17 protein-coding genes are annotated in these 21,351 nt (G+C 41.6%); 14 read left to right on the forward strand and 3 right to left on the reverse strand.

The genetic code is table 11. From position 1 onward, the window contains the following. Positions 1-48: 48 nt before the first annotated feature. Positions 49-606 carry a glutathione peroxidase gene (locus C2869_RS02385; RefSeq protein ID WP_108601434.1) on the forward strand — a complete coding sequence of 186 codons (558 nt, stop codon included), beginning with the start codon at positions 49-51 and terminating at the stop codon, positions 604-606. A gap of 91 nt (positions 607-697) precedes the next feature. Here the strand turns inward: C2869_RS02385 and C2869_RS02390 are convergent, their stop codons facing one another. Next, positions 698-1,450: an exonuclease/endonuclease/phosphatase family protein gene (locus C2869_RS02390; protein WP_108601435.1), complete on the reverse strand. Its 753-nt coding sequence runs from the start codon at positions 1,448-1,450 to the stop codon at positions 698-700. A gap of 228 nt (positions 1,451-1,678) precedes the next feature. Beyond that, the gene (locus C2869_RS02395; RefSeq protein ID WP_228710741.1) at positions 1,679-3,217 is read right to left on the reverse strand and encodes a CHRD domain-containing protein; all 1,539 of its coding nucleotides are present in this window, start codon (positions 3,215-3,217) and stop codon (positions 1,679-1,681) included. Positions 3,218-3,692: 475 nt separating this feature from the next. Between C2869_RS02395 and C2869_RS02400 the strand changes: the two genes are divergently transcribed. The 3 genes from C2869_RS02400 (at position 3,693) to C2869_RS02410 (ending at position 7,293) form a co-directional block, all read left to right on the forward strand. Continuing rightward, positions 3,693-5,822, forward strand: coding sequence for an LruC domain-containing protein (locus C2869_RS02400; protein ID WP_108601436.1), 2,130 nt, complete (start codon positions 3,693-3,695; stop codon positions 5,820-5,822). A 5-nt stretch (positions 5,823-5,827) separates the two neighbouring features. Next, entirely contained in the window at positions 5,828-6,412 is a 585-nt protein-coding gene (locus tag C2869_RS02405) for a hypothetical protein (protein ID WP_108601437.1), read from the forward strand. Between the two features lie 566 nt (positions 6,413-6,978). Beyond that, on the forward strand, positions 6,979-7,293 hold the full coding sequence (locus C2869_RS02410) for a hypothetical protein (protein WP_108601438.1): 315 nt from the start codon (positions 6,979-6,981) through the stop codon (positions 7,291-7,293). Positions 7,294-7,516: 223 nt separating this feature from the next. Here the strand turns inward: C2869_RS02410 and C2869_RS02415 are convergent, their stop codons facing one another. After that, positions 7,517-8,824: an HD domain-containing phosphohydrolase gene (locus tag C2869_RS02415; RefSeq protein WP_108601439.1), complete on the reverse strand. Its 1,308-nt coding sequence runs from the start codon at positions 8,822-8,824 to the stop codon at positions 7,517-7,519. A 249-nt stretch (positions 8,825-9,073) separates the two neighbouring features. Here C2869_RS02415 and C2869_RS02420 point away from each other — a divergent pair, with 249 nt between their 5' ends. The 10 genes from C2869_RS02420 (at position 9,074) to C2869_RS02465 (ending at position 21,348) form a co-directional block, all read left to right on the forward strand. Further along, entirely contained in the window at positions 9,074-9,616 is a 543-nt protein-coding gene (locus C2869_RS02420; RefSeq protein ID WP_108601440.1) for a heme NO-binding domain-containing protein, read from the forward strand. Between the two features lie 207 nt (positions 9,617-9,823). After that, entirely contained in the window at positions 9,824-11,314 is a 1,491-nt protein-coding gene (locus C2869_RS02425) for a sensor histidine kinase (protein ID WP_108601441.1), read from the forward strand. Between the two features lie 259 nt (positions 11,315-11,573). Beyond that, complete coding sequence (gene glmS, locus C2869_RS02430; RefSeq protein ID WP_108601442.1) at positions 11,574-13,406, forward strand: glutamine--fructose-6-phosphate transaminase (isomerizing); 1,833 nt, start codon at positions 11,574-11,576, stop codon at positions 13,404-13,406. Between the two features lie 27 nt (positions 13,407-13,433). After that, positions 13,434-14,144, forward strand: a complete 711-nt coding sequence (locus C2869_RS02435; RefSeq protein WP_108601443.1) for an acyltransferase — start codon at positions 13,434-13,436, stop codon at positions 14,142-14,144. Between the two features lie 66 nt (positions 14,145-14,210). Next, positions 14,211-15,374 carry a glycosyltransferase gene (locus C2869_RS02440; RefSeq protein ID WP_108601444.1) on the forward strand — a complete coding sequence of 388 codons (1,164 nt, stop codon included), beginning with the start codon at positions 14,211-14,213 and terminating at the stop codon, positions 15,372-15,374. After that, positions 15,371-16,855, forward strand: coding sequence for a GumC family protein (locus tag C2869_RS02445; RefSeq protein WP_108601445.1), 1,485 nt, complete (start codon positions 15,371-15,373; stop codon positions 16,853-16,855). The genes C2869_RS02440 and C2869_RS02445 overlap by 4 nt, the downstream gene beginning before the upstream one ends. Before the next feature lie 537 nt (positions 16,856-17,392). Next, entirely contained in the window at positions 17,393-18,520 is a 1,128-nt protein-coding gene (locus C2869_RS02450; protein ID WP_108601446.1) for a glycosyltransferase, read from the forward strand. Positions 18,521-18,551: 31 nt separating this feature from the next. After that, positions 18,552-19,757 carry a glycosyltransferase family 2 protein gene (locus C2869_RS02455; RefSeq protein ID WP_228710742.1) on the forward strand — a complete coding sequence of 402 codons (1,206 nt, stop codon included), beginning with the start codon at positions 18,552-18,554 and terminating at the stop codon, positions 19,755-19,757. A 110-nt stretch (positions 19,758-19,867) separates the two neighbouring features. Further along, positions 19,868-20,629 (forward strand): sugar transferase, encoded by a 762-nt coding sequence (locus C2869_RS02460; protein ID WP_108601447.1) that lies wholly within the window; start codon positions 19,868-19,870, stop codon positions 20,627-20,629. 395 nt (positions 20,630-21,024) lie between these two features. Further along, positions 21,025-21,348 (forward strand): STAS domain-containing protein, encoded by a 324-nt coding sequence (locus C2869_RS02465; RefSeq protein WP_108601448.1) that lies wholly within the window; start codon positions 21,025-21,027, stop codon positions 21,346-21,348. The last annotated feature ends 3 nt before the right edge of the window (positions 21,349-21,351 follow it).

The following is a 21,351-nucleotide window of genomic DNA, read 5'->3' on the forward strand; positions in this document are numbered from 1 at the left end:
AAACATCAACGTAAACCCTACAACCACATTAGCCTTTTGAGTAAACAAATGAAATTAATATCCAAAGCAATCACCATATTGAGCCTAACGCTGGCGATAAGCCCATTTAGTTTTGCAACTGAACAATGCAATAACATTTTAGATTTCGAAGCTAAAAAATTACGTTCTAGCCAAACAGTTAACTTTTGTGAGCAATATAAAAATAAAGTTTTACTTGTAGTTAACACGGCGAGTGAATGTGGTTTTACCCCGCAATTTAAAGAACTCGAAGCCATGTACAAAAAATACAAAGACCAAGGCCTTGAGATCGTAGGGTTTCCATCAGATAGCTTTTTCCAAGAACATGATGACGAAAAAGAAACCGCAGACGTTTGCTACATTAATTACGGGGTGACTTTTACCATGCTTAGCCCATCAAAAGTTCGCGGTAGCGACGCCAACGCCTTTTATAAACAACTCGAAGCGCAAGCCGATCGCTCAGTAAAATGGAACTTTTTCAAATACCTTATCGATAAAAACGGAAAAGTAGTCGATTCATGGAACTCACGTGAAAAACCACTTGGCGGCGAATTGGAAAAAGCCGTTGTCGCACAGTTGGCCAAATAGCTTTCACCCATTCACCGACTAGTCAACAAACCCATGCCCCTTAATAGCAAACGAATAAGTGAAAGGGGCTGGTTCTAAAGCATTGACTCTGCTAATTACCAAGCCAAGACAGTTCAAATATTAAGGGCCTATGATCAGGCCCTGTCATATCAAAAACACTGGGATGAAAACAGGTTGAGTTTTGTTCATCAACCACTCGCTCTAAATCAATAAAATTAACCACTGTGTCATAACCAGCAATAACCCAATCTAAGATATTGCCACTTTTTTGAGTTGCATCTGTCCAAAATGATAAAGTTTGGCTGTGAGCAGGAAGCGTTAAAGCTCCCGCATTACCATAATGCCAATTTAAATCGCCAGATATAGTCCATTTACCATTACTAACCGTGTTCAACCAAGATGCAGCTTCTTCTAGTTGGCTTTCTGTTAACTTAGTTTGCCCCGACTTAAAATGAGATAACAAACAGTAGCAACCATCAGAACAAAATATGGCCATGTCTCTGTTCAACCCTTTTAACGTATAATGCAAAACTTCTACATTTAATGCCTTGCGCCATAAAAACACAAAAGCATTACTATGGCCGCCAGCAATATAATCCACTTGGTACGAGTCACCATAAACCGACTTCAGAAAATCAACATAGTCATCAATTCTGGCTGAATGTACTTCACATAAGAACACGATATCGATATTCAAACTCGTACAACAAATATCAACAAAATGACTCACCTTACTTTGTTTATCAATTGAAGACGACTGGCCATTTTTCTCAATATTCCAAGAAGCCACCGTCATGCTTCTATTGGGCTTCTGTTGGTATAAATTTAAAGGGTTACTTGGCATAGCATCTATTCCTGAAATAAGCAGAACAGATAGCCTATAAATACTGACCAATTAAAACTCTGGATTTACTCTAAATTAATCGGGACTTTTCAGGAAATACGCACCTCAATTAACCATGAAGTGCGTTGAAATGTATAAAGAGGGTTTATAAAAAAATATAGCATTACCTTCACGGCGTTGTCTTACATTAATAACTAAGCTCTACACCATAAAATACTCCTTAAAACTTTAAGGTAAAATTTGCCCTCTAATTTCACCACCAGCGTGTGTAGCCGTGTGCACATTCACGTAATGCCCCTCTGCTAGTAAAGTATCAAGAATGGCTTGTTCAAGTTGAGTGTTTTCTGGCGCCATAAAATTATTCATATCACCACTATCTTGCTCTAATGCAATAACAACATCACCATTTACACCCAATAGGCCTTGATGAATATGCGCCGCTGTAATATCAGTTAACCCAGAAGTGACGACTTTCAACTCGAGCATATTGTTATTTTGATTAATGAGTCCATAACCACTACCCATAGCCGATGTAGTGACTGCCGGCACTTGTTGACTTCCTTCTAGTGGAAAAGTCAGTAATTTGAAATTAGAAGTTAAAATTTGACCTCTAATTTCACCACTAGCGTTAGCTGGCGTATGAACATTAATGTAATGGCCGCCTGAAACCAATTCAGTAAAAATTTCAGCAGTTAACATTGTACCTGTCGGAGCCATCCAAACATTCGCGTCATTGGTATCTTGCTCTAACCCGGCGAGCACCCCGCCATTATTACCCACACGGCCGGTATGAATATGCGCAGCGGTTGCATCAGCAACACCACTGGTCACTACTTTTAATTCAAGGGCATAATCATCTGTGTTAACTAGTGCATAACCATCCCCTTTTGCCGAAGTTGTGACAGCTGGCACTTCTTGTTCACCATCTAACTTAAATGTGACTAACGCCATATTATCAGTGATGATTTGGCCTCTTAACTCACCAGATGGCACACTGGTACTGTGCAAATTGACGTAGTGCCCACCCGACATTAACTCCGTTGCAGTGCTTACATCCAGCACAGCGTTGTCTGGTGTCATCCATTCTGTCACATTTTCCCCTTGAACCAATGCAATGACCACGTCACCGTTAGCCCCAATACGGCCAGCGTGGATATGTGCTGCACTGGCATCATCAACCCCCATCGCTTTTACTTTTAAATCAAGTTCTCTTGAGGTCATATTATACGTTGCATAACCATAACCCATGCCATCTGTATCTACTGCTGGTACTTCTTGTGTACCCGTTAAATTAAACGTCATTAACTTAACATCATCTGTTAGTACCTGCCCTCTTACTTCACCATTCGGATACTCTGTCGTGTGAACATTAATGTACCAACCACCATCTAGCATTTCGCTAATGGCTGTTTGCTCAAGATTAGTTGCCTCAATTTGATAAATGCCTGCGGTATCACTAGCTTCAAACATAAAAGCAACCGCCCCGTTTTCACCTACATACCCCTGATGTATATGAGCAGCACTGAAATCATCAATTTCACTTACATCAAGTTTTGCTCTGAATTGCATAAGGTTTTCATCATATTCGATGGTAGCACTAGCTTTGCTCATCGAATCTACAGCCGGCACTTGTTGAGATGAAGCTAAATCAACCGATAGAGTTAAGCTAGGCATAAATGTTATCGGGTCTGAATTGTCATCATCACTAGAATCAGATGAACAGGCAGATAAAGCGACAACCAGCAATGGTGTATATAAAAGTTTCATAATTTCTTCCTTTGAGTTAATACTTACAACCCAATATTGAGTTAATAAGTTAAGTATTGTGCGCCTGAAAACTCATCAAACACGGCAAGTAGTACGCCCTCTAAAAAACTAAGATCAAAATAAAATCTCATTTCGAATTGTGTTGGAAGAAACTGAGAGTTAGCTCACAAAGATACTTTTTAAATTGCAATTGGCGAGATGAATCGAGCAAGGTGGAAAATATTTAGAAGAACAAAGGTCGTGGGACACAGAAAAGTCTAAAGACGTACTTAGGGCAACACTTTTCGCTTTAACTCACAGGTCACGGTTTGTAATTTGCAATTTGCAAAAATTCGCTTTTCAAAATACAAACACGACTCGGTTCACTCTGCAACAAAAAAGCATAAGCAATTGATTAATATACAATTTAATTAATGGCATAGTTATTGAACTCTCAAGTGTAAATCCATCTTTATTTACAACTGGGTGTTACACTATGCAAAGAAACTTTACTCAATCTGCTACCGCCCTGCTTGCTTTGTCATTTAGCTATACGACAACGCTGCAAGCTACACCATTTGAAGACTGTCCAACTCAAGCTTTTTTAGTACAAAAACCATCGACTATTCCCAAAACGTTTGGCGTGGATCTCGCTACCGGATCGACCTCTGAGCTCAACAGCAATATGGGAACGCGCGCCTCATATAATGGCGTAGGGTTTAGCGATCACGACGATTACATCTATGGTTGGGATCATGCAAGCAGTACCATTGCCCAAGTTGGCAAGGACTATCAAATCAAAGCCATTCAGGTTAGCAAAGACAGTCTATCGGCTAAAGCCGGCAATTTTGTCGCTGGCGATGTGGCTCTTAGCGCTAACATTTGGTTTGGCTACAAACGCGGCAAAGGTTTGTTTAAAGTCTATCTCGACGGCGAACAAGCTTATCAAATGCAATATGTGGTTGGCAGTGCCGAACACGCAGCGGTTAATTTAACTGATTTGGCATTTCACCCCACAGACGGATTTATCTATGCCGTGACTAACGGTGAGAGCAGTGAATTAGTACGAATTGACCCAGCAACTGGCGAACAAAACCTTTTAGGGCAAGTTTACCAAGGTAGCAAAGCCACTTTTGGCGCCCAATTTTTCGACGTTAATGGCATGCTTTATGTCAGTAATAATGCCAACGGCTATGTTTATAAAATTAATGTCGACGAGCCACAGCCAGTTGAAGACGTATTTGCTTATGGTCCAATCTCATCGTCGAATGACGGCGCTCGTTGTGCCAATGCGCCAATTCCTGTTGGCGACAATATCGACTTTGGAGATGCTCCCGCCAGCTACGGTTCTCGCTTTGGCGACAACGGTGCGCGTCATGACATCAGCAGCGACTTAAAACTGGGCAGCTCAGCTGACAGCGAAAGCGATGCTAACAGTGGAACAGACAAGGATGACGGCGTGCAGTTTCCAACGGGTTTCGAGTCAGGCCTAGACACTGTGGTATCGGTAGACGTCAGCGGTTTAAACACTCAACCCGCTTACTTAAATGCTTGGGTTGACTGGGACAGAGACGGTACTTTTGAAACTGATGAGCAAGCAATAGTCGATCATCAAGTGACAGAGCAAAACCAAATCAATATACAAGTGCCTACATGGGCAGAAGAAGGCGAAACTTGGTCGCGCTTCCGATTAAGTAGCCAATCCGGCATTGGTCCAACGGGCGGTGTGAGTGACGGTGAAGTGGAAGATTATGCAGTAACCGTTACACAAACCGGTGTCACCATTAATTACTACCCTAGCTCGTCTACCTATACCACCCTAGCCTACGAAGATTTATATCCAACACTGGGCGATTACGACATGAATGACGTGGTTATGCAGTTGCGTATAGCTGAGTATGTCAAACAAGGCCAAGTTATTCGAATTAAGCTTGATGCCAAGCTAGCCGCTTTAGGTGCAAGCTACCACAATGGTTTTGCAGTCAATTTACCTGGGATCCGTAGTCAAGATATTCAACAAAGTGCTATCAGCATGCTTCTTGATGGTGTTCAGCAAACAACTCCAGTTTTAGAGGCCAATATGACCGAGGCTGTGATTTTAATCTCGAATGATTTAAAACAAACAGTCACAACACCAACCCCCTGTCATTACTATCGAACACAAAACAACTGTGTATATCAAGCGATGCCACAGTGGCAAATCGATATCCCTTTTGTTAACCCTATAGCAGAATCGCAAATGCCAGCGTTTCCTTATGATCCGTTCATTTTTGCAACCCCAGGGACTTATCATGGCGATGACGCGGTTGCCTTACTCGGTTCAGCACCAGGCCGCCGATTAGAGATCCACCTTAAAAATTCACCACCAACCTCAGCCTTTGACAGCGGGTTCTTTGGATTTGCCGATGATAAAACGTCACAAGCAGAGCAAAGCTATTTTGTTTCAGATAATGGCATGAGTTGGGCGTTAGAAATTCCAATTGATTGGCAACACCCAAAAGCTGGTGTGCGCCTAGACCAAGCCTATCCGCAATTTATTAATTTCGCAAAAGACAAAAGTGGTGTAACCAATCCAACTTGGTACATGCATAAAACAGCCAACCAGACATTCAGTGAACAGGAGTAATCGCCATGTATAAATCAAACCTGAAATCTATCTATTTGTTATCACTTGCCGGCCTGTTCAACTTAGCTGCCTGCGGTGGTGGCGGGGGCGATACTGCTAGTAATGACGCGAGTGACAGTAGTAAACAGCTCCAAAGCTCGCAAGCCGCTAGTACGAACACTACCTCGCCTGAAACAACACAAACGAGTACAACGCAAACGAGCACAACCCAAACGCAGCTTGCGACGCCTAGCAAAATTGACCAAGTGCCTGAAAAAAAATTAGAGACAATCGAAGATATTAATATTGAAGCAAAGCATAGCTTATCTTCAACGTTTAACTTAGATATTGAGATTAAATTAAAAGAGGTGCAAAGAGCCTACTTTTCGCTGTGCGACGACTATCGCACAAAAGGTGACAGCTATGTGGTCAACTATGATTCTTGCTTATATCGAGCACCGATTCAAAATGGCCAATTGCAAAAACGTTTAATGGTTGCCAACCATAACACCCAGCTAATTGGTGCCATCTGGTTTTATGATGGTAGCCAGCCCAAGTATCAAGTTTGGCAAAAGCAAAACAACCCTAGCGCCAACTTTACATTTTATTGATTCGCTAACCCACTTATCACCTACAGCCATTGCTCTGAGTTTGGAAGAAAGTGTAAAACAAATTCTTTTACCCTTTTACCCCTTTACCAAAGAGCAATGGCATAGTTCCTTCGTACTAGGCCTCCTGCCTAAAAACTCGCCGCTATCGCATCCATGCTAACGTTAAATACCAGCACCCTTTTCTCTTGATCATAAGTTTCAGAAGCGCTTTTTTAGGTCAATAGGTTGAAATTTTAACACCGTAGGTTATAAAAATACCCTCCGTCAGAGCGCATGCGGGGATCTAGCGACATTTTTGGATAAACATAGTCTAATTTAAGCAAAAATCACTGGGTTCCTTCGCAGGAAAAACGGTACTTTTATAACCACTAAATACTACTTAATAACCCGCATTTCTCTTCGACTTTTGGTGAGCTTAATTTAATTAATATTTGTGTAAAAGAGACAGGCCTATATCCTATAGGCATAGCAAAAACGAAGTAATTTGCAATAAGAAGACGCTTAAAACAAATTACGCTGAGTAGATACCCACAAAATTACCTTTATACATTTTCGAGACAATAGCTATGCAAGATAACGAAGAACTCAATGAACTGATTGCTGGATCTGAATTTTTGATGGAAGGGCTGGATAAAGGCTTTTGGCGTTTAATTAAGTTAATCGAGCCAGAAATCTGGACCAATATACCTGGTAGTACCTCAGAGTATGCTTGGGTAGTTGCAATTATGGGCAATTACTGTATCAGTTATGATGATGTTACTAATCATTTTTTTATTGCCAGCTATAGCTTACATGGTGAGCTCAGCACAAAATTACAATACCAACATGAATTGCATTATTTAATACCGCAAATTCTGAATTCACGATATGTGATCAACTAAAAACCTAACTAAAATATTAAACTGTTGAATTGAAAAGCATTCGCCAATTTATAGGGGCAATTTTACAGTGACAAGTCATGTGCTGGCCGAAATAAATTCGGCCTTTAAATTATTCTGAGGTTCTGTTTTTTAATCTTGGACGCTTTTCTATATAGATTATTAATAACCAAAAGATAAACAGTCGGCATCCTTGCATAGTGTTATTTTTAATATTCAATACGCTCTAATGCACAAACACATTAAAAAAGTAATCCCAGTCTTTTTGATATTGTTTTAATTTTCCAATAGTCACTAAATTAAGTTCGGTATCTTTGGTTAATAGCACAGCGCCTTGCTGACTTTTTAAATCGCGCGATAAGGTCATGCCTTCTTCCAGTAACTCAACGGTTAAACAGGTATCGGTATGGTATTCATCAAAGTCCAATAACAAGTCCAGTAATTCTATGTAAGTCGCCAAGGCGGTAGGATCATAATTTTTCGCTTGTGCTTGAATAGCCGCTATGGCTTGGTGTCTAGGAACAGGTGTACCTAAACTGCGGCCAATAATAAACTTGTCAAAGTCATTAACGACGGCCAAAATTCTTGCTGCCATTGGGATTTGCTCTCCCACCAAATGCTCAGGAAATCCACTACCGTCATAATGTTCATATTGATGCTTAACAGCCAAGGAGATCGGCCGTAAGTGCGGCACTTTTTTTAAAATCTCAGCTCCTTTCAATGCATGCATGCGGCTTTTTGTCCGTTGAGCTTTATCCATTTGATCTTCGGTTTGCTTGATCAACTCATCATCCAAAGTCACTTTGCCAATTTCATGCATTAGTCCAGCTAAGTAACAATGGGTAACGGTATGTCTATCCAACCCTAGCTTTTCTGCAAGTAAACGACAATGCGAAGCGACGCGTTTAATGTGACCGGCGTGCTCTTCAGTTACCTCTTCCACGATAAGATTGATCATCTCAATAATATCTTGAAACAACAGGCGTTGTTGGCGCTGCGCCTTTTTTAAGCTTTGCGCATATTTTTGAAGTTTAGCCGTACGATCAGCGACTTTTTTTTCTAGTAATCGGTTTTGCGCTTCAAGCTCGTTGTTTTTTAATTTCACTTCTTCTTGCAATTGGCCCACTGACCGTTTTAATTGGTATTGTTCAACCGCTTGTTCCACCAAATTTTTCAGCTCAACATTTAGCCAAGGTTTAGACACATAATTGGTAATTTTCCCTTGGTTAATCGCTCGAGTCGTATCGTCAACGTCAGAAAAACCGGTTAATAACAAACGGGGAATATCAGGTTTCATCGAATAAGCACTGGCGAGAAATTCGGCTCCTGACATGATGGGCATTTTCATATCAGAAATAATGGCAGCAAATTCATCTTTGGCCAGAGCTTCAAGCGCTTGGCGCGCATCTAAAAAGCAACTAACGTCATACTGACGACGAAACAAGCGCTTTAATGCATCCAAAATGGGTTGTTCATCGTCCACAATCATAATTTTGTTTTTGGCTATCACCTGGGGTTTTAACGCAACATTCATCTAATTACCTCGCTGTATTTGCAAATTGCAAAGCGGTTATTGCAATTTGATCAATATGCTTTAAACATCGCAAATATTGCGCCAGTTTGTGGTTTTCAGCTCAAATACAAGGGTAAAAAATTAGCGAAAGATCCAATCTGTCAACACTGCATATCCGCGCTTTTCTTAAAAATAAAAAGGCGATAAAAATCAAAACCTTGCTATAGTTATAAACAGTAAAACGCAATCGTTATAGATAGAGGGTAAGCCATGAAAGGTTTGGTATTTAATATGTTACAAGAGTATGTTGAGCAGAATGTTGGCTACGAAGCATGGGATAAAGCCATCAATAGTTGTGATTTACCCTCGCAAGGCATTTATATCTCTTCAGAAAGCTATAACGACAGTGAAATATTCAGCTTAGTCGGACACTTATCCGAAGCATTGGCTACCCCTGCAGCTGATTTAGTGCGTAGCTTTGGCCAATTTTTATTTTTTCATTTATTGCCATTAGCCCCGCAAGCAGCAAAAGAGGCTAAAGACTTAAAATCGTTTTTAGTTATGGTAGAAAATATTATTCACGTTGAAGTACTTAAATTGTATCAAGATGCCAATTTACCCTCGTTCGATTATTCATCAAAAAATAGCCAACACATGACCATGGTTTATCGTTCGCCACGTAAGCTTTGCCATCTATCCGAGGGGCTTATTCTTTCGGCCGCAGAACACTTTAAACAAAAAATTAATCTTCACCAAAGCCAGTGTATGCATAGTGGTGCGGAAGCTTGCCATATAGAAATAGAATTTTTATAGTCTTCTCGCTCAGGCCTTATGGTTTATTGTCTGCGCTTACTCACCCCAATCACATAATAGAGCATATGCTCATGGGGTTTCGAAGCTTGCCTACATGGATGTAGGTAAGGAGCGTGAGCAAGGATGCGGTAGCTTTGACGGCTGCCCCTAAAACCTGATCGCTTTGACTATATAAAAAGCGAAATATCGACGTTAACGGAATGATTTATGTCTGATCAACCAAACGAAAAGATCACCGCGCTGGAAAATATTCTTAAGCGCGAACGAGCTGCCCGCAAACAAATAGAACAAAAACTAGAAGAATACTCACGCCAAGCCTATTTCACTAATCAAGAGTTGGAAAATAAAACCAGCCAGACTTTAGCTAAACAAACCCAGCTAGAGTTTTTAACCGGTATTTCTGCCGAAACGTGGAAACAAGACAGTATTGACGCCATCATTCAAAATTACTTAGAGCGCAGCGCAACCTTCCTGCAATATCCGGTCAGTGTATTTTTTCATTTGGGGGCAAATTACAAACTACAAAATATAAAAATAATCGACAAACAAGGCACAAGTAATGCAACGCTAATCAGTGAATTATTTGCTAACCTCGACTGCTTACGCTTAAGTTTAGAACTAGAGCATTCCCGCGAGAGCCAACTTTTACCATTAAACGAATACTTAGATAGCCGGCGCTATCGCTTACCATTTTCGTTTGCTTACTTTGTTCCCCTATATTACCTGAAACAAGACCAGCAAAACGTATTAGGAATAACTTGTTTCTTGTATGCCAATGACGAGCAAATAGATATAGATAAACTGCAAACCATAGAATCAAGCCGCTCAACGCTTACAATGGCACTAGAAAGAAAGCGAGCTGAACAAGCCTTGCAAAGGCAACTAAAACAGTTGCAAGACACCAATAAAACCCTAGAACAAACTCAGCAACAACTAATTGAAACCGAAAAACTGGCTTCTTTAGGATTATTGTCGGCTGGGGTCGCTCATGAAATTAACAACCCTGTTGGCTATGTAACAAGTAATTTGCAAACCATGGCGGAATACGTCGAGCTATTTCAAGATATATTTGCGCCTTTAGAAAATGAAACGACACCTGACTTTGCAAAATTATTAGCTAAATGGCAAGAAGAAGACGGCTCATTTTTATTAGAAGACAGCAAAGAAATACTCACCACCTGCCTTGGCGGCCTCGATCGTATTAAAGAAATTGTCGCTGCTCTGCGGGCATTCTCGCGTATGGACAACCACGAGCTAGAGCCAACCGATATTAATCAAGTACTGACACACGCATTAAAAATGGTACAAAATGAACTTAAGTATGATTATCAAATCATTACCGAATTTAATGCTGAAAAACTAATATTAGGCAGCGAAAGCCAACTACAACAAGTGTTTATCAACTTATTTATTAATGCTAAACACGCAATGCCGGACGGGGGCAAATTAACAATTAAAACCTACCAACAAGGCGGTCGCATTAAAGTCAGTATTAAAGATGAAGGATGCGGAATTAGTGAAGAAAACCAAAAGCACATATTCACCCCGTTCTTCACAACTAAACCTCAAGGTCAAGGCACAGGTTTAGGCTTGTCTATCTCTTACTCAATTTTGCAACAACACCACGCTAAAGTTGAGATCAATAGTGAAATTGATGTTGGGACTGAGTTCATTCTGGCATTTTTTGTGTTTGAATAACCAATACAAGCTTTTTACTAAATAATTAACTAAAACGCGAAATCCGCTTATTGCTATTTTACTCATTAGCAATTTGCTAATGGCATTGTTGCATTTATTTGCATTTCGCAAACTCTATTCCCACATTCCATTTCCCACCCTGCTAAAAAACATATAACTTACTGTTTTTATTGAATTTAAATCATTTGGCACTTTATTCGCTATATCTGCTGTGTAACCAAGAATAATCGGATTGCCGACAATTAAAGAGGTGAAAATTATGTGTGGTATTTATGCAGCAGTAAGCACAACGTCAATCGTTAATGAGCTAATTTCAGGCTTAGACAATTTATCGTACCGCGGTTATGACTCAGCCGGTATCGCCGTCTATGATGGCGAACAAATTTCCCGCCGACGTGCACAAGGTAAATTATCTGAATTAGCGAGTTTACTATGCCGCGCCCCCGTTAGCGGTGCAATTGGTATTGCTCATACTCGTTGGGCAACGCACGGCTTACCTAACGAAACCAATGCTCATCCACACATGACAGCCAAAGTCGCAGTTGTTCACAACGGTATTATTGAAAACTACCCTCAACTACGCAAACAACTACAAAATGACGGCTATGTATTTGAGAGTGAAACCGATAGCGAAACCATCCCACTTCTTATCACACAATATTTAGATAAGGGCGAAACACCAGAAACAGCCATGTTAAAAACCATTAGCCAACTTGAAGGTAGCTTTGCACTAGTGGCTATTTTTCAACAGAGTCCTGACGAACTGTTTGCTGCAAGACAAGGAAGTCCTTTAGTCATAGGGCAAGCCGAACAAGGTTTCTATATTTCGTCTGACGAAAATGCCTTACCGGCCGAGATCCAAGCCAGTTGTTTTTTAGAGGATGGAGACTTAGCTCGCATTACCCAACAACAACTCACTATTAGTAATTTTTCAGGTCAAACCCTACAGCGAGCCTTAATTGCTCGCCAAGGGCAAAGCTCAGAAAGCAGTAAAAACGGCTTCAAGCACTTCATGTTAAAAGAGATCCACGAGCAGCCTCAAGTATTCAAGCGCACGCTACAACACTACATTGGTGGTCATCATCAAGATGATTCACTACTGCAATTAGCGCCAATCAGTCATTTAACCAACAACATTAGTCGCATGACTATTGTCGCTTGTGGTACATCTTACTATGCGGGCATGGTTGCCAAATATTGGATAGAGTCAATTGCGGGGGTACCGGTAGATTTAGACGTTGCTTCTGAGTATCGCTACCGTAAAACACCGGTTACCTATCAAAGCGCCGCTTTATTTATTTCACAAAGTGGTGAAACTGCAGATACCCTAGCTGCACTGCGCCATGCTAAACAACAAGGGCAAACGTGCTTCAGCATTGTTAACGTGACCAATAGCACAATGGCCAATGAAAGCGACGTAGTATTGCCAATATTAGCCGGTCGTGAAATCGGGGTTGCATCAACCAAAGCGTTTACTGCACAACTGGCAGCATTACTTGTGGTAACCATTCAACTTGCACGGCAAAACGGTTTAATGACCTATAAAGACGAGCACCTTTTACTGTCACAACTCGACAATATTGATGCTGTTATCGAAGGTGTACTCAGCCAAAGCCATATTATTAAAGATATCGCTAAATCAATTTGCGACTCAAGCAACGCCCTGTTTATGGGCCGAGGTATTGCCTTTCCTTTAGCGTTAGAAGGCGCCTTAAAATTAAAAGAAATCAGCTATATTCACGCCGAAGCTTACCCAGCAGGTGAATTAAAGCATGGCCCTATAGCGCTTGTAGACAAAGACATGCCCATTATCGTGGTTGCACCAAGTAACGAATTATTTAGCAAAACATTATCTAACTTACGCGAAGTAGCTTCGCGTGGTGCGCGCATCATATTACTCAGTGATAAAAACGGCTTAAACCAAGCTGAACACTTTATCGAACAAGGTTACGAGCTACCGGATATGCCTGAGTTAATGCAGCCAATCGCTTACAACATTCCTATGCAATTATTAGCCTACTACGTGGCTACCTTACGCGGAACCGATGTCGACCAACCGCGTAATTTAGCCAAATCGGTCACCGTAGAATAATTGCCGCCACTCAAAGGAGCTAACACTATGACAACCTTAACTTTGCAAAAAGCAAAACGCTGGCTTAAAGCCAGCGACACCCCACTGGCACGTCATTTATTTAATGCTGCTAAAGCCTGTATCCATTTTGAGCTGCCTAATGTTCGCTGGTTTTACGGCAGCTTATTCGCGAGTCACAAGTTAGTGACTAATAGCTTGGCTGCTCTTATGCGCATAATCTATTGGACTCCTTTATTCAAAAGCCAAACGCTCACTACAGGAAAACGCTTATATCTATATGGCGGCCTACCTTTTATGAGCGGTGGCGTGCAAGTGTCATTGGGTGATGATTGTCGAGTATCAGGCCAAACCACTTTTAGTGGTCGGGTTCACGGCGAATATCCAGCACAACTGATTGTAGGCGACAACGTTGATATAGGTTGGATGACCACAATTGCTTGCGGTCGCAAAGTCGCAATTGGCAACAACGTTCGCATCGCTGGTCGAGCATTTTTAGCAGGTTACCCCGGCCACCCAATTGATGCCCAGCAGCGCGCAGCAGGATCACCAGAAACCGAAGACCAAGTGGGCGATATTATTCTTGAAGACGATGTGTGGTTAGCAACCGGCGTATCAGTTATGGCCGGCGTTACTATAGGAAAAGGCACAATTGTTGCAGCAGGTAGTGTAGTGACCAAAAGCTTGCCTGCCAATGTATTGGCCGGCGGAGTGCCAGCAAAGGTCATTAAGACATTGTAACCAGTTTCATATGTTGTCTGATTTGTTGTCTCATTCGTTGTCTCATTTATAAAAAAGGGCGTTGTCATGAAAAACAAAGATTTAATTGTATTTGGCGAAGACTGGGGTGGCTTGCCCAGTAGTACACAGCACTTAATTAACATTCTGGCGCAAGATCGCAAAGTACTATGGATTAACTCGATTGGCTTACGTCAGCCACAATTATCTTTGCATGATATTAAACGAGCAACAGGTAAATTGACTCAGTTTATTAGTAATCAGATCAACCGTTTAGCTAATCAAACTCAACCGCAAGCCACTGCAAGTGAAAGCGATAATATACGGGTAATTAATCCTGCGACTATCCCTGCACCGCGTTCAAAAAACGCGCGTTTTATCGCAAAGCACTTATTAATAAAACAAATAAAGCCTGTTGTTGAAGAAATGCAGCTCAACGAGCCTGTGTTGTGGATATCACTACCCACCGCAGTTGACGTAATAGGACATCTCAACGAATCAGCCGTCGTCTACTATTGTGGTGATGATTTTTCTGCGCTGGCGGGCGTTGATCATTCAACCATTGCAAAACGCGAAGCTGAGTTAGTCAACAAAGCCGATTTAATCCTCACCGCCAGTCAAGCGTTAGCAAAAAAATTTCCTGCACACAAAACCAGCTGTATCGAGCATGGTGTTGATTTAAATTTATTTAGCACGCCAGTTACTCGAGCTTCTGACTTGCCTAACGATGGCAAACCAATCGCTGGTTTTTATGGCAGCATAAACGAATGGTTAGATACAAGCTTACTTATCGACACCGCCAAGCTAATGCCAAACTGGCACTTTGTATTAATCGGTAAACACCACATAGACACAAGCGAACTAAACGCAATCAAAAATATAACGCTTTTACCGCCCAAAGCGCATCACGAGCTGCCCAGTTATAGCCAACACTGGACTGTGTCACTGTTACCTTTTGTCTTAAACGAGCAAATATCCGCCTGTAATCCGTTAAAACTCACCGAGTATTTAGCGGCTGGTAAACCCGTAATTGCCACGGCATTTAATGCCAGTTTGGCTTATACAGGCTTTGTACAAATTATCAAAAATCCTTATGAGCTAGCCAAAGCCTTAATGGTCAGTTACGACGAACAACAACAACCTGAGTTTGCCAATTGCTTGTATCAACGTATTGCTCATAAAAGTTGGCAGCATCAAGCAAGCAAAGTCAATCAACTATTGGGGGCGATATGAAACCACTATCATATCAACTGTATTACATATTAGCGGGTGCATGGCGCCAGCGTTATATTATTGTGATCCCCATGCTGTTTTTACCCATCATGGGTGCTTTTGTCAGTATGACAAGTGCTAAACAATATAAAGCCCATACCAGCATGTTGATCCAAGAAACCGCTAAAATGAACCCGTTCTTGGAAGACTTAGCAGTTTCGACCATGTTAAAAGATCGCATGGCAGCCCTAACCACCCTGTTACACAGTCGGCATATCCTGCAATCTGTAGCGCTAGAGCGAGGTTTAATCGATCAGCATACAAGTGAAAGTGAACGCGATGCCATTGTAGGCTATTTATCTAGCCGTTTGACCATGATAATGGCCGGTAAAGACCTCATAAAAATAGAATTAAAAGCCAACTCACCAGCCGGTATGAAAGAAACGCTAACCTCAGTTAGTCGGCATTTTGTTGAGCAATTATTAGCACCTGAGCGTTCATCGATTCGTGATTCGGCTTATTTTTTAGAAAAGCACCTAGAGCAGCGCCGCGTTGAGTTAGATACAGCCGAAAATGCCTTAGCTGAATTTCGTAATGAACATGCCTACGCTTTACCCGAAATGCACACTAATAATGTCAGCCGCCTCAATAGCTTGCGCCAAGACTTATCAGAGCGCGAGGCTGAATTAGCCGGCAAAAAGCGTAGTTTAGGCGGTATTAGCCAGCAACTCAGTAAAACAAATCCGGTCATTGGCCGTATCGAGCAACAGATTATTCGCATTCGAGGTGAACTCGCGTTACTCAACACTCGCTATACTGCAAAACACAGTAAAGTGGTTGCGGCTAACCGTAAATTGCGCCGATTAGAAGCTGAACGCCAAGCCATTCTAGCGGCTACGGATGAAAGCCAAGCCAGTATTAATACCGATCAATTATGGGATATCGCCAGTAATGTTCAAATACCGGCCGGTTCGAATCAGCAGCCATTATTGATAAGTCAATTAGAAAGCCTGCAAGCAACCCGCAGTAAAGTCGCCGGTTTAGAAGAAGAAACCAAATGGCTTAAACAAATGATATCTCAACTCGAGCCACAGGTATCCGCCTATGGTCAACATGAGCATCAACTCAAAAAGCTAGAGCGTGATTTAAATGTTAAACGTGACCTTTATGAGGAACTATTACAACGTTACGAAATGGCACAAGTAACAGGTTCACTCAGTAAATTTGAAGAAAATAAGCGGATCAAAGTAATCGATCGGCCTTTTACGCCATCAGCACCTTCCAACTTACCGCTATTAATATTTGTCTTAGGCGGGTTATTTGGCGGATTGTTCTTTGGTTGTGGTTTAGCTTTAGTATTTGAACTAAGTGATACGGCTATTCGCCGAGCTGACAAACTAGAAGCGTTAACCGGCGTACCGGTATTGACCAGGCTACCTTTTACTAGCCAGCCTAGTACTAACCAGCCCTGTACTAGCCAGCCTTTTACCAGCACGCCGTAAAATAATTTAACAAGATTAAAATCTATCGTTAAACCTCAAAAAGCCAGCACTACACACTGGCTTTCCCTCTATTTTTTTCATCTGTGCTTTTTCACCTATCTCTTATCGGTTATTTGATTTCACTTGCTTGGTGTTTGGGCTTGTCATTCCTTACTTTTGGTATTCATATATAGTCAAAGCGATCAGGTTTTAGGGGCAGCTTCCGCATCCTGCTCACGCTAAGTACTTACATCCATGTAAGCAAAGCCGTCAAAGCTACCGCGTCCTGCTCTCGCCCCTTACCAGCATCCATGCTGGCAAGCTTCGAGACCCCATGAGCATATGCTCTATTATGTGATTGGGGCTGCCTAAAAGGATTTAGGTATTAGGACGACGCAGGAGCCAAAGTCGAGAGTAAGCGCTGACAATGAACCATAAGGCCTGAGCGAGAAGACTATAACTCAACAAAACCATCCTTGGCATTAAAGGCGAATAAGTTGGCAAGTTTTTCGCAATATCCCGTATAGCTTTTGTTTTTAGCAATTACGGAGTTGCAATATGCAAATCACAGTTCAAGTTGTACAGCGATTAAGCCCAGGTGGAATAGAGACAATGGCGCTCGATTTAGCCAATTCACAAGCCGCTGACCAGCAGCAGGCTAACTATATTATTAGTTTAGAAGGCAACTTATCTGAACTCATTAAAGATTGGCCTAAATTAAAACCGTATCGTCAGCAAATTATTTGCTTAAACAAACCGCAAGGCTGGTCCTACACCACAGTTAAACAGTTACATCAATTGCTGTTATTGCTAAAAGCCAATTGTGTTCACACCCATCACATAGGCCCGCTCATTTATGGTGGCCTTGCTGCACGCTTAGCCGGTATTCGTCACTTAATTCATACCGAACACGATGCATGGCATTTGCAGAATACTAAACGTCGTTGGTTACAAAACTGCATTTTGCAAATCACGCGACCGACTTTTGTCGCCGACTCAAACCTGGTTGCACAACAAGCTAAGCAATTACTTAATTATCAAAACATTAAAGTCATCTATAACGGTATCGACACCTCGCGTTTCACGTTTGGCGCTAAGCAAGCGGCACGTGAGCAATTTAACTTACCATCAAATGTCAGTTTAATCGGTTGTGCGGGACGCCTTGAAGCGGTTAAAGGCCAAGCAGTATTAATTGATGCCTTAAGCCAATTGCCTGAACACATTCATTTAGCCATTGCTGGGCAAGGTTCGTGTTTAGAAAAATTACAGCAACAAACTCAACGCCTCGGTCTGAGTCAGCGTGTTCATTTTGTCGGTTTAATCGACGATATGCCGCGTTTTTATCAGTCTCTCGATGTGTTTTGTTTACCTTCATTTAACGAAGGTTTTCCATTGGCTGCACTTGAAGCCCAAGCCTGCGGTATTCCTGTTGTCATGACGAAAACCGGTGCCACTAGCGAAGCGATTTGTCCAGAGTTTAGTCAATTAGTCCCCCCTGGTGACAGTTTAGACATGGCCAAAGCATTAAACGAGCTGATCACAAGGCTAAACGACTTCAATCCAGATAGTGTCGATGCCAATACTCGGGCGCAAATAAAAACCATTGCCGAAACGCACCGCCAGTTTGTCATGAAGTTTGCGTCTCTTAAACAAATGCTTAGCGCCTATCAAGCGTTAAAAGCCTAAACCACAGAGACTATATTTGTTGAGGTTAATTATGTTGCTATCTACTATCAATACATTTATTACTATCATGACAAATTTGGCCATAGCCTTGGTGCTTTATCATCACATTGGCTACCCATTATGGCTAAAGCGCCAAGGGCAAAAGTTAAAAAGTAATATTAAACGTACCGACAAACCAAGCCGAGCCTATCTAACATCTCAACAAGATAAGGATTTACCCAGTATTACGTTAATTATGCCGGCGTACAATGAACAAGCTTGTATAGCCGACAAACTGCGCAACCTTGCCTGTTTAGACTATCCAGCCAATAAACTTAATATTGTCATTGGCTGTGACGGTTGCACCGATAATACAGTTGAAGTGATTCGCGCTGTGATGCAAGAAACCAGCGTGGCCGATCTCAATGTGCAATTAATTGAATTTAGCGAAAACCGAGGGAAAGTCGCGGTTTTAAATGAGTTAATACCAAATGCCACTGGCGAGTTAGTCGCCCTATCTGACATTTCAGCCTTGCTATCTATTGATGCACTACTAACCGCAGCGCAACAGTTTAAGCAACAAGAGATTGGCGTTTTAACCGGACATTACCAATTTTTAAACCCAGGATCTGAGGGAGAAAAACAATACTGGCAATATCAATCCAATGTCAAAGCACTTGAAGCACAACAAGGCGCGACAATAGGTGTACATGGCGCGTTTTATCTATTTCGTCGCTCTTTATTCCAACCTTTAGCACCAGACACCATTAACGACGACTTTATCTTACCCATGCAAATTGTCGAACAAGGTTTTAAAGCACAATACAGCCAACAGATAAACGCAATCGAGTTAGAAAGTGCCAAATTAGCCACAGATCATAAACGCCGTCGCCGTATTGCTGCGGGCAATATGCAACAGCTTTGGCGTTTACGCGGATTACTGCACCCTAAGCACAAAGGCGTAGCATTTAATTTTGCATCAGGTAAAGCGCTGCGCAGCATCATGCCTTTTTTATTATTAATCAGCTTATGCGGAAGCTTATGGCTTAGCTCGGCAAGTATTGGGTTTTTATTAGCTTTTGTCGGTCAAGCGAGTGTTTATGCTGTTGCGCTAATCACGCTATTACTCAAACCTAACCAACGCCCAAAAGTATTAGCCACTATCGCCTACATCGTCAGCGGTTATACCGGCAGTTTAATCGGCGCTTGTCGCTATTTAATCGGCCTTGAAAAGGGTCGTTGGCACAAAATTAGCTAAGGTCTTTGTTACCTAGTGGCTTTATAGGCCCGCGCTTTAAACAAGATATTATATTTGCAAAACGGCTATGCAATTTGCAAAACGAATTTAAAATTACCCGAGGCTAACTTATGAACAGCAAAATTTATTTCAAAACTAATACAAGAGCCAATTCAAGTACCAATACCGTAACTAATACCCGCAAGTCGAGTACTCAGGCTAGCCTAAACCAGAGTACCAACGTGCAATCGAACTACGATTTTAGTGCCATCGACCCACTGACAAAAAACTGTAAAAGAAGCTTTGATATTGCCGTGGCCCTATTGGCATTAATCATTACTTTACCCTTATTTCCTCTAATTGCACTGGCAATCGCGTTAGAATCCAAAGGCGATATTTTCTTTAAACAAATGCGCATTGGTTTAGCAACGCCTCAGTTTACTCATATTTTTTATATGATTAAATTTCGCACTATGCGCCAAGATGCAGAAAAAGCTTCGGGAGCCGTTTGGGCAGGAAAAAATGACCCTAGGATCACTCGGGTTGGTAAGTTTTTACGTAAAACACGGTTAGACGAACTACCGCAACTGTTTAATGTTTTACGAGGCGATATGTCGCTTATTGGCCCTCGTCCCGAGCGCCCTGGTTTTTATCAAAAATTAGAAAGTAATATTCCTTATTTCGCCGAGCGTACTTTTAACGTGATGCCTGGCATAACCGGCCTCGCGCAAGTCAACCAAGGCTACGACACTTGTTTAGACGATGTACGCCGCAAAGTTGGTTTTGACCACAGCTATGCAATGGCGTTAACTCGACCATTAGACTGGTTACGCATGGATTGCTGGATAGCACTGAGTACCGTTAAAGTTATGATTTTAGGCCGTGGTCAATAGGCGTTTATTTACACCTAACTGATCTATGTTTTGCATATTATGGATGTTTTAGAGTTTGCAGCTGGCCGTTGAGTGCGGCTAAGCTTTGCAGGCTCACAAGCATGAATGCTCATCTACAAAGTTACTTAACACTGTTTCTTAAACCATCTTTCCTATACCTAACCTATTACGTGAGCGTTGCAATATAAAAAGCATCGTTTAGCGGTTGTTTGCAAATTGCGAAAAAGCAAATAAAAAAACCTATCACCCTCTTCAGCAAAACACATAACCCATTGTAATACATAGTAATTTTAAAATTGGAATACTCTTCGCACTATACCAAGCATGATTCATCATTTTAATTTTTCGAATGCCAATAAGCACATTAGCATTCGCCTATTGCAAAGAGGTTTGTAATGAAAATTTCAACTCAAGCGTTACCCCAAAACGAATTACTCATTTCAATTGAAGGTGAGTTTGATGCTCTAGGGTGTCAATCAACTAAAAACGAGTGGGATGCCATCAGTACTCAAGACAATCAGTTAGACATTGTGCTTGATCTGTCTGCTACCACTTTTTTGGATTCTTCTGGCGTGGGTGCCATCGTATTTCTATTTAAACGTATTCGTGCCAAACGCGGCAGCATGAAAATTTGTGGAGCCAATGGTCAACCGTTAGAGCTACTTGACTTATTACGTGTTCATCGGGCCATTCCTATTACCTCGAGTTTACATCATTAATCA

Source organism: Saccharobesus litoralis, assembly GCF_003063625.1.
Taxonomy (GTDB): domain Bacteria; phylum Pseudomonadota; class Gammaproteobacteria; order Enterobacterales; family Alteromonadaceae; genus Saccharobesus; species Saccharobesus litoralis.

Coding starts and splice junctions, on each gene's coding strand:
- C2869_RS02465 (WP_108601448.1), top strand. CDS start 21,025: ATGAAAATTTCAACTCAAGCGTTACCCCAAAACGAATTACTCATTTCA.
- C2869_RS02450 (WP_108601446.1), top strand. CDS start 17,393: ATGCAAATCACAGTTCAAGTTGTACAGCGATTAAGCCCAGGTGGAATA.
- C2869_RS02410 (WP_108601438.1), top strand. CDS start 6,979: ATGCAAGATAACGAAGAACTCAATGAACTGATTGCTGGATCTGAATTT.
- C2869_RS02425 (WP_108601441.1), top strand. CDS start 9,824: ATGTCTGATCAACCAAACGAAAAGATCACCGCGCTGGAAAATATTCTT.
- C2869_RS02390 (WP_108601435.1), bottom strand. CDS start 1,450: ATGCCAAGTAACCCTTTAAATTTATACCAACAGAAGCCCAATAGAAGC.
- C2869_RS02460 (WP_108601447.1), top strand. CDS start 19,868: ATGAACAGCAAAATTTATTTCAAAACTAATACAAGAGCCAATTCAAGT.
- C2869_RS02420 (WP_108601440.1), top strand. CDS start 9,074: ATGAAAGGTTTGGTATTTAATATGTTACAAGAGTATGTTGAGCAGAAT.
- C2869_RS02445 (WP_108601445.1), top strand. CDS start 15,371: ATGAAACCACTATCATATCAACTGTATTACATATTAGCGGGTGCATGG.
- C2869_RS02455 (WP_228710742.1), top strand. CDS start 18,552: ATGTTGCTATCTACTATCAATACATTTATTACTATCATGACAAATTTG.
- C2869_RS02415 (WP_108601439.1), bottom strand. CDS start 8,824: ATGAATGTTGCGTTAAAACCCCAGGTGATAGCCAAAAACAAAATTATG.
- C2869_RS02385 (WP_108601434.1), top strand. CDS start 49: ATGAAATTAATATCCAAAGCAATCACCATATTGAGCCTAACGCTGGCG.
- C2869_RS02405 (WP_108601437.1), top strand. CDS start 5,828: ATGTATAAATCAAACCTGAAATCTATCTATTTGTTATCACTTGCCGGC.
- C2869_RS02435 (WP_108601443.1), top strand. CDS start 13,434: ATGACAACCTTAACTTTGCAAAAAGCAAAACGCTGGCTTAAAGCCAGC.
- C2869_RS02395 (WP_228710741.1), bottom strand. CDS start 3,217: ATGAAACTTTTATATACACCATTGCTGGTTGTCGCTTTATCTGCCTGT.
- C2869_RS02400 (WP_108601436.1), top strand. CDS start 3,693: ATGCAAAGAAACTTTACTCAATCTGCTACCGCCCTGCTTGCTTTGTCA.
- C2869_RS02440 (WP_108601444.1), top strand. CDS start 14,211: ATGAAAAACAAAGATTTAATTGTATTTGGCGAAGACTGGGGTGGCTTG.
- glmS (WP_108601442.1), top strand. CDS start 11,574: ATGTGTGGTATTTATGCAGCAGTAAGCACAACGTCAATCGTTAATGAG.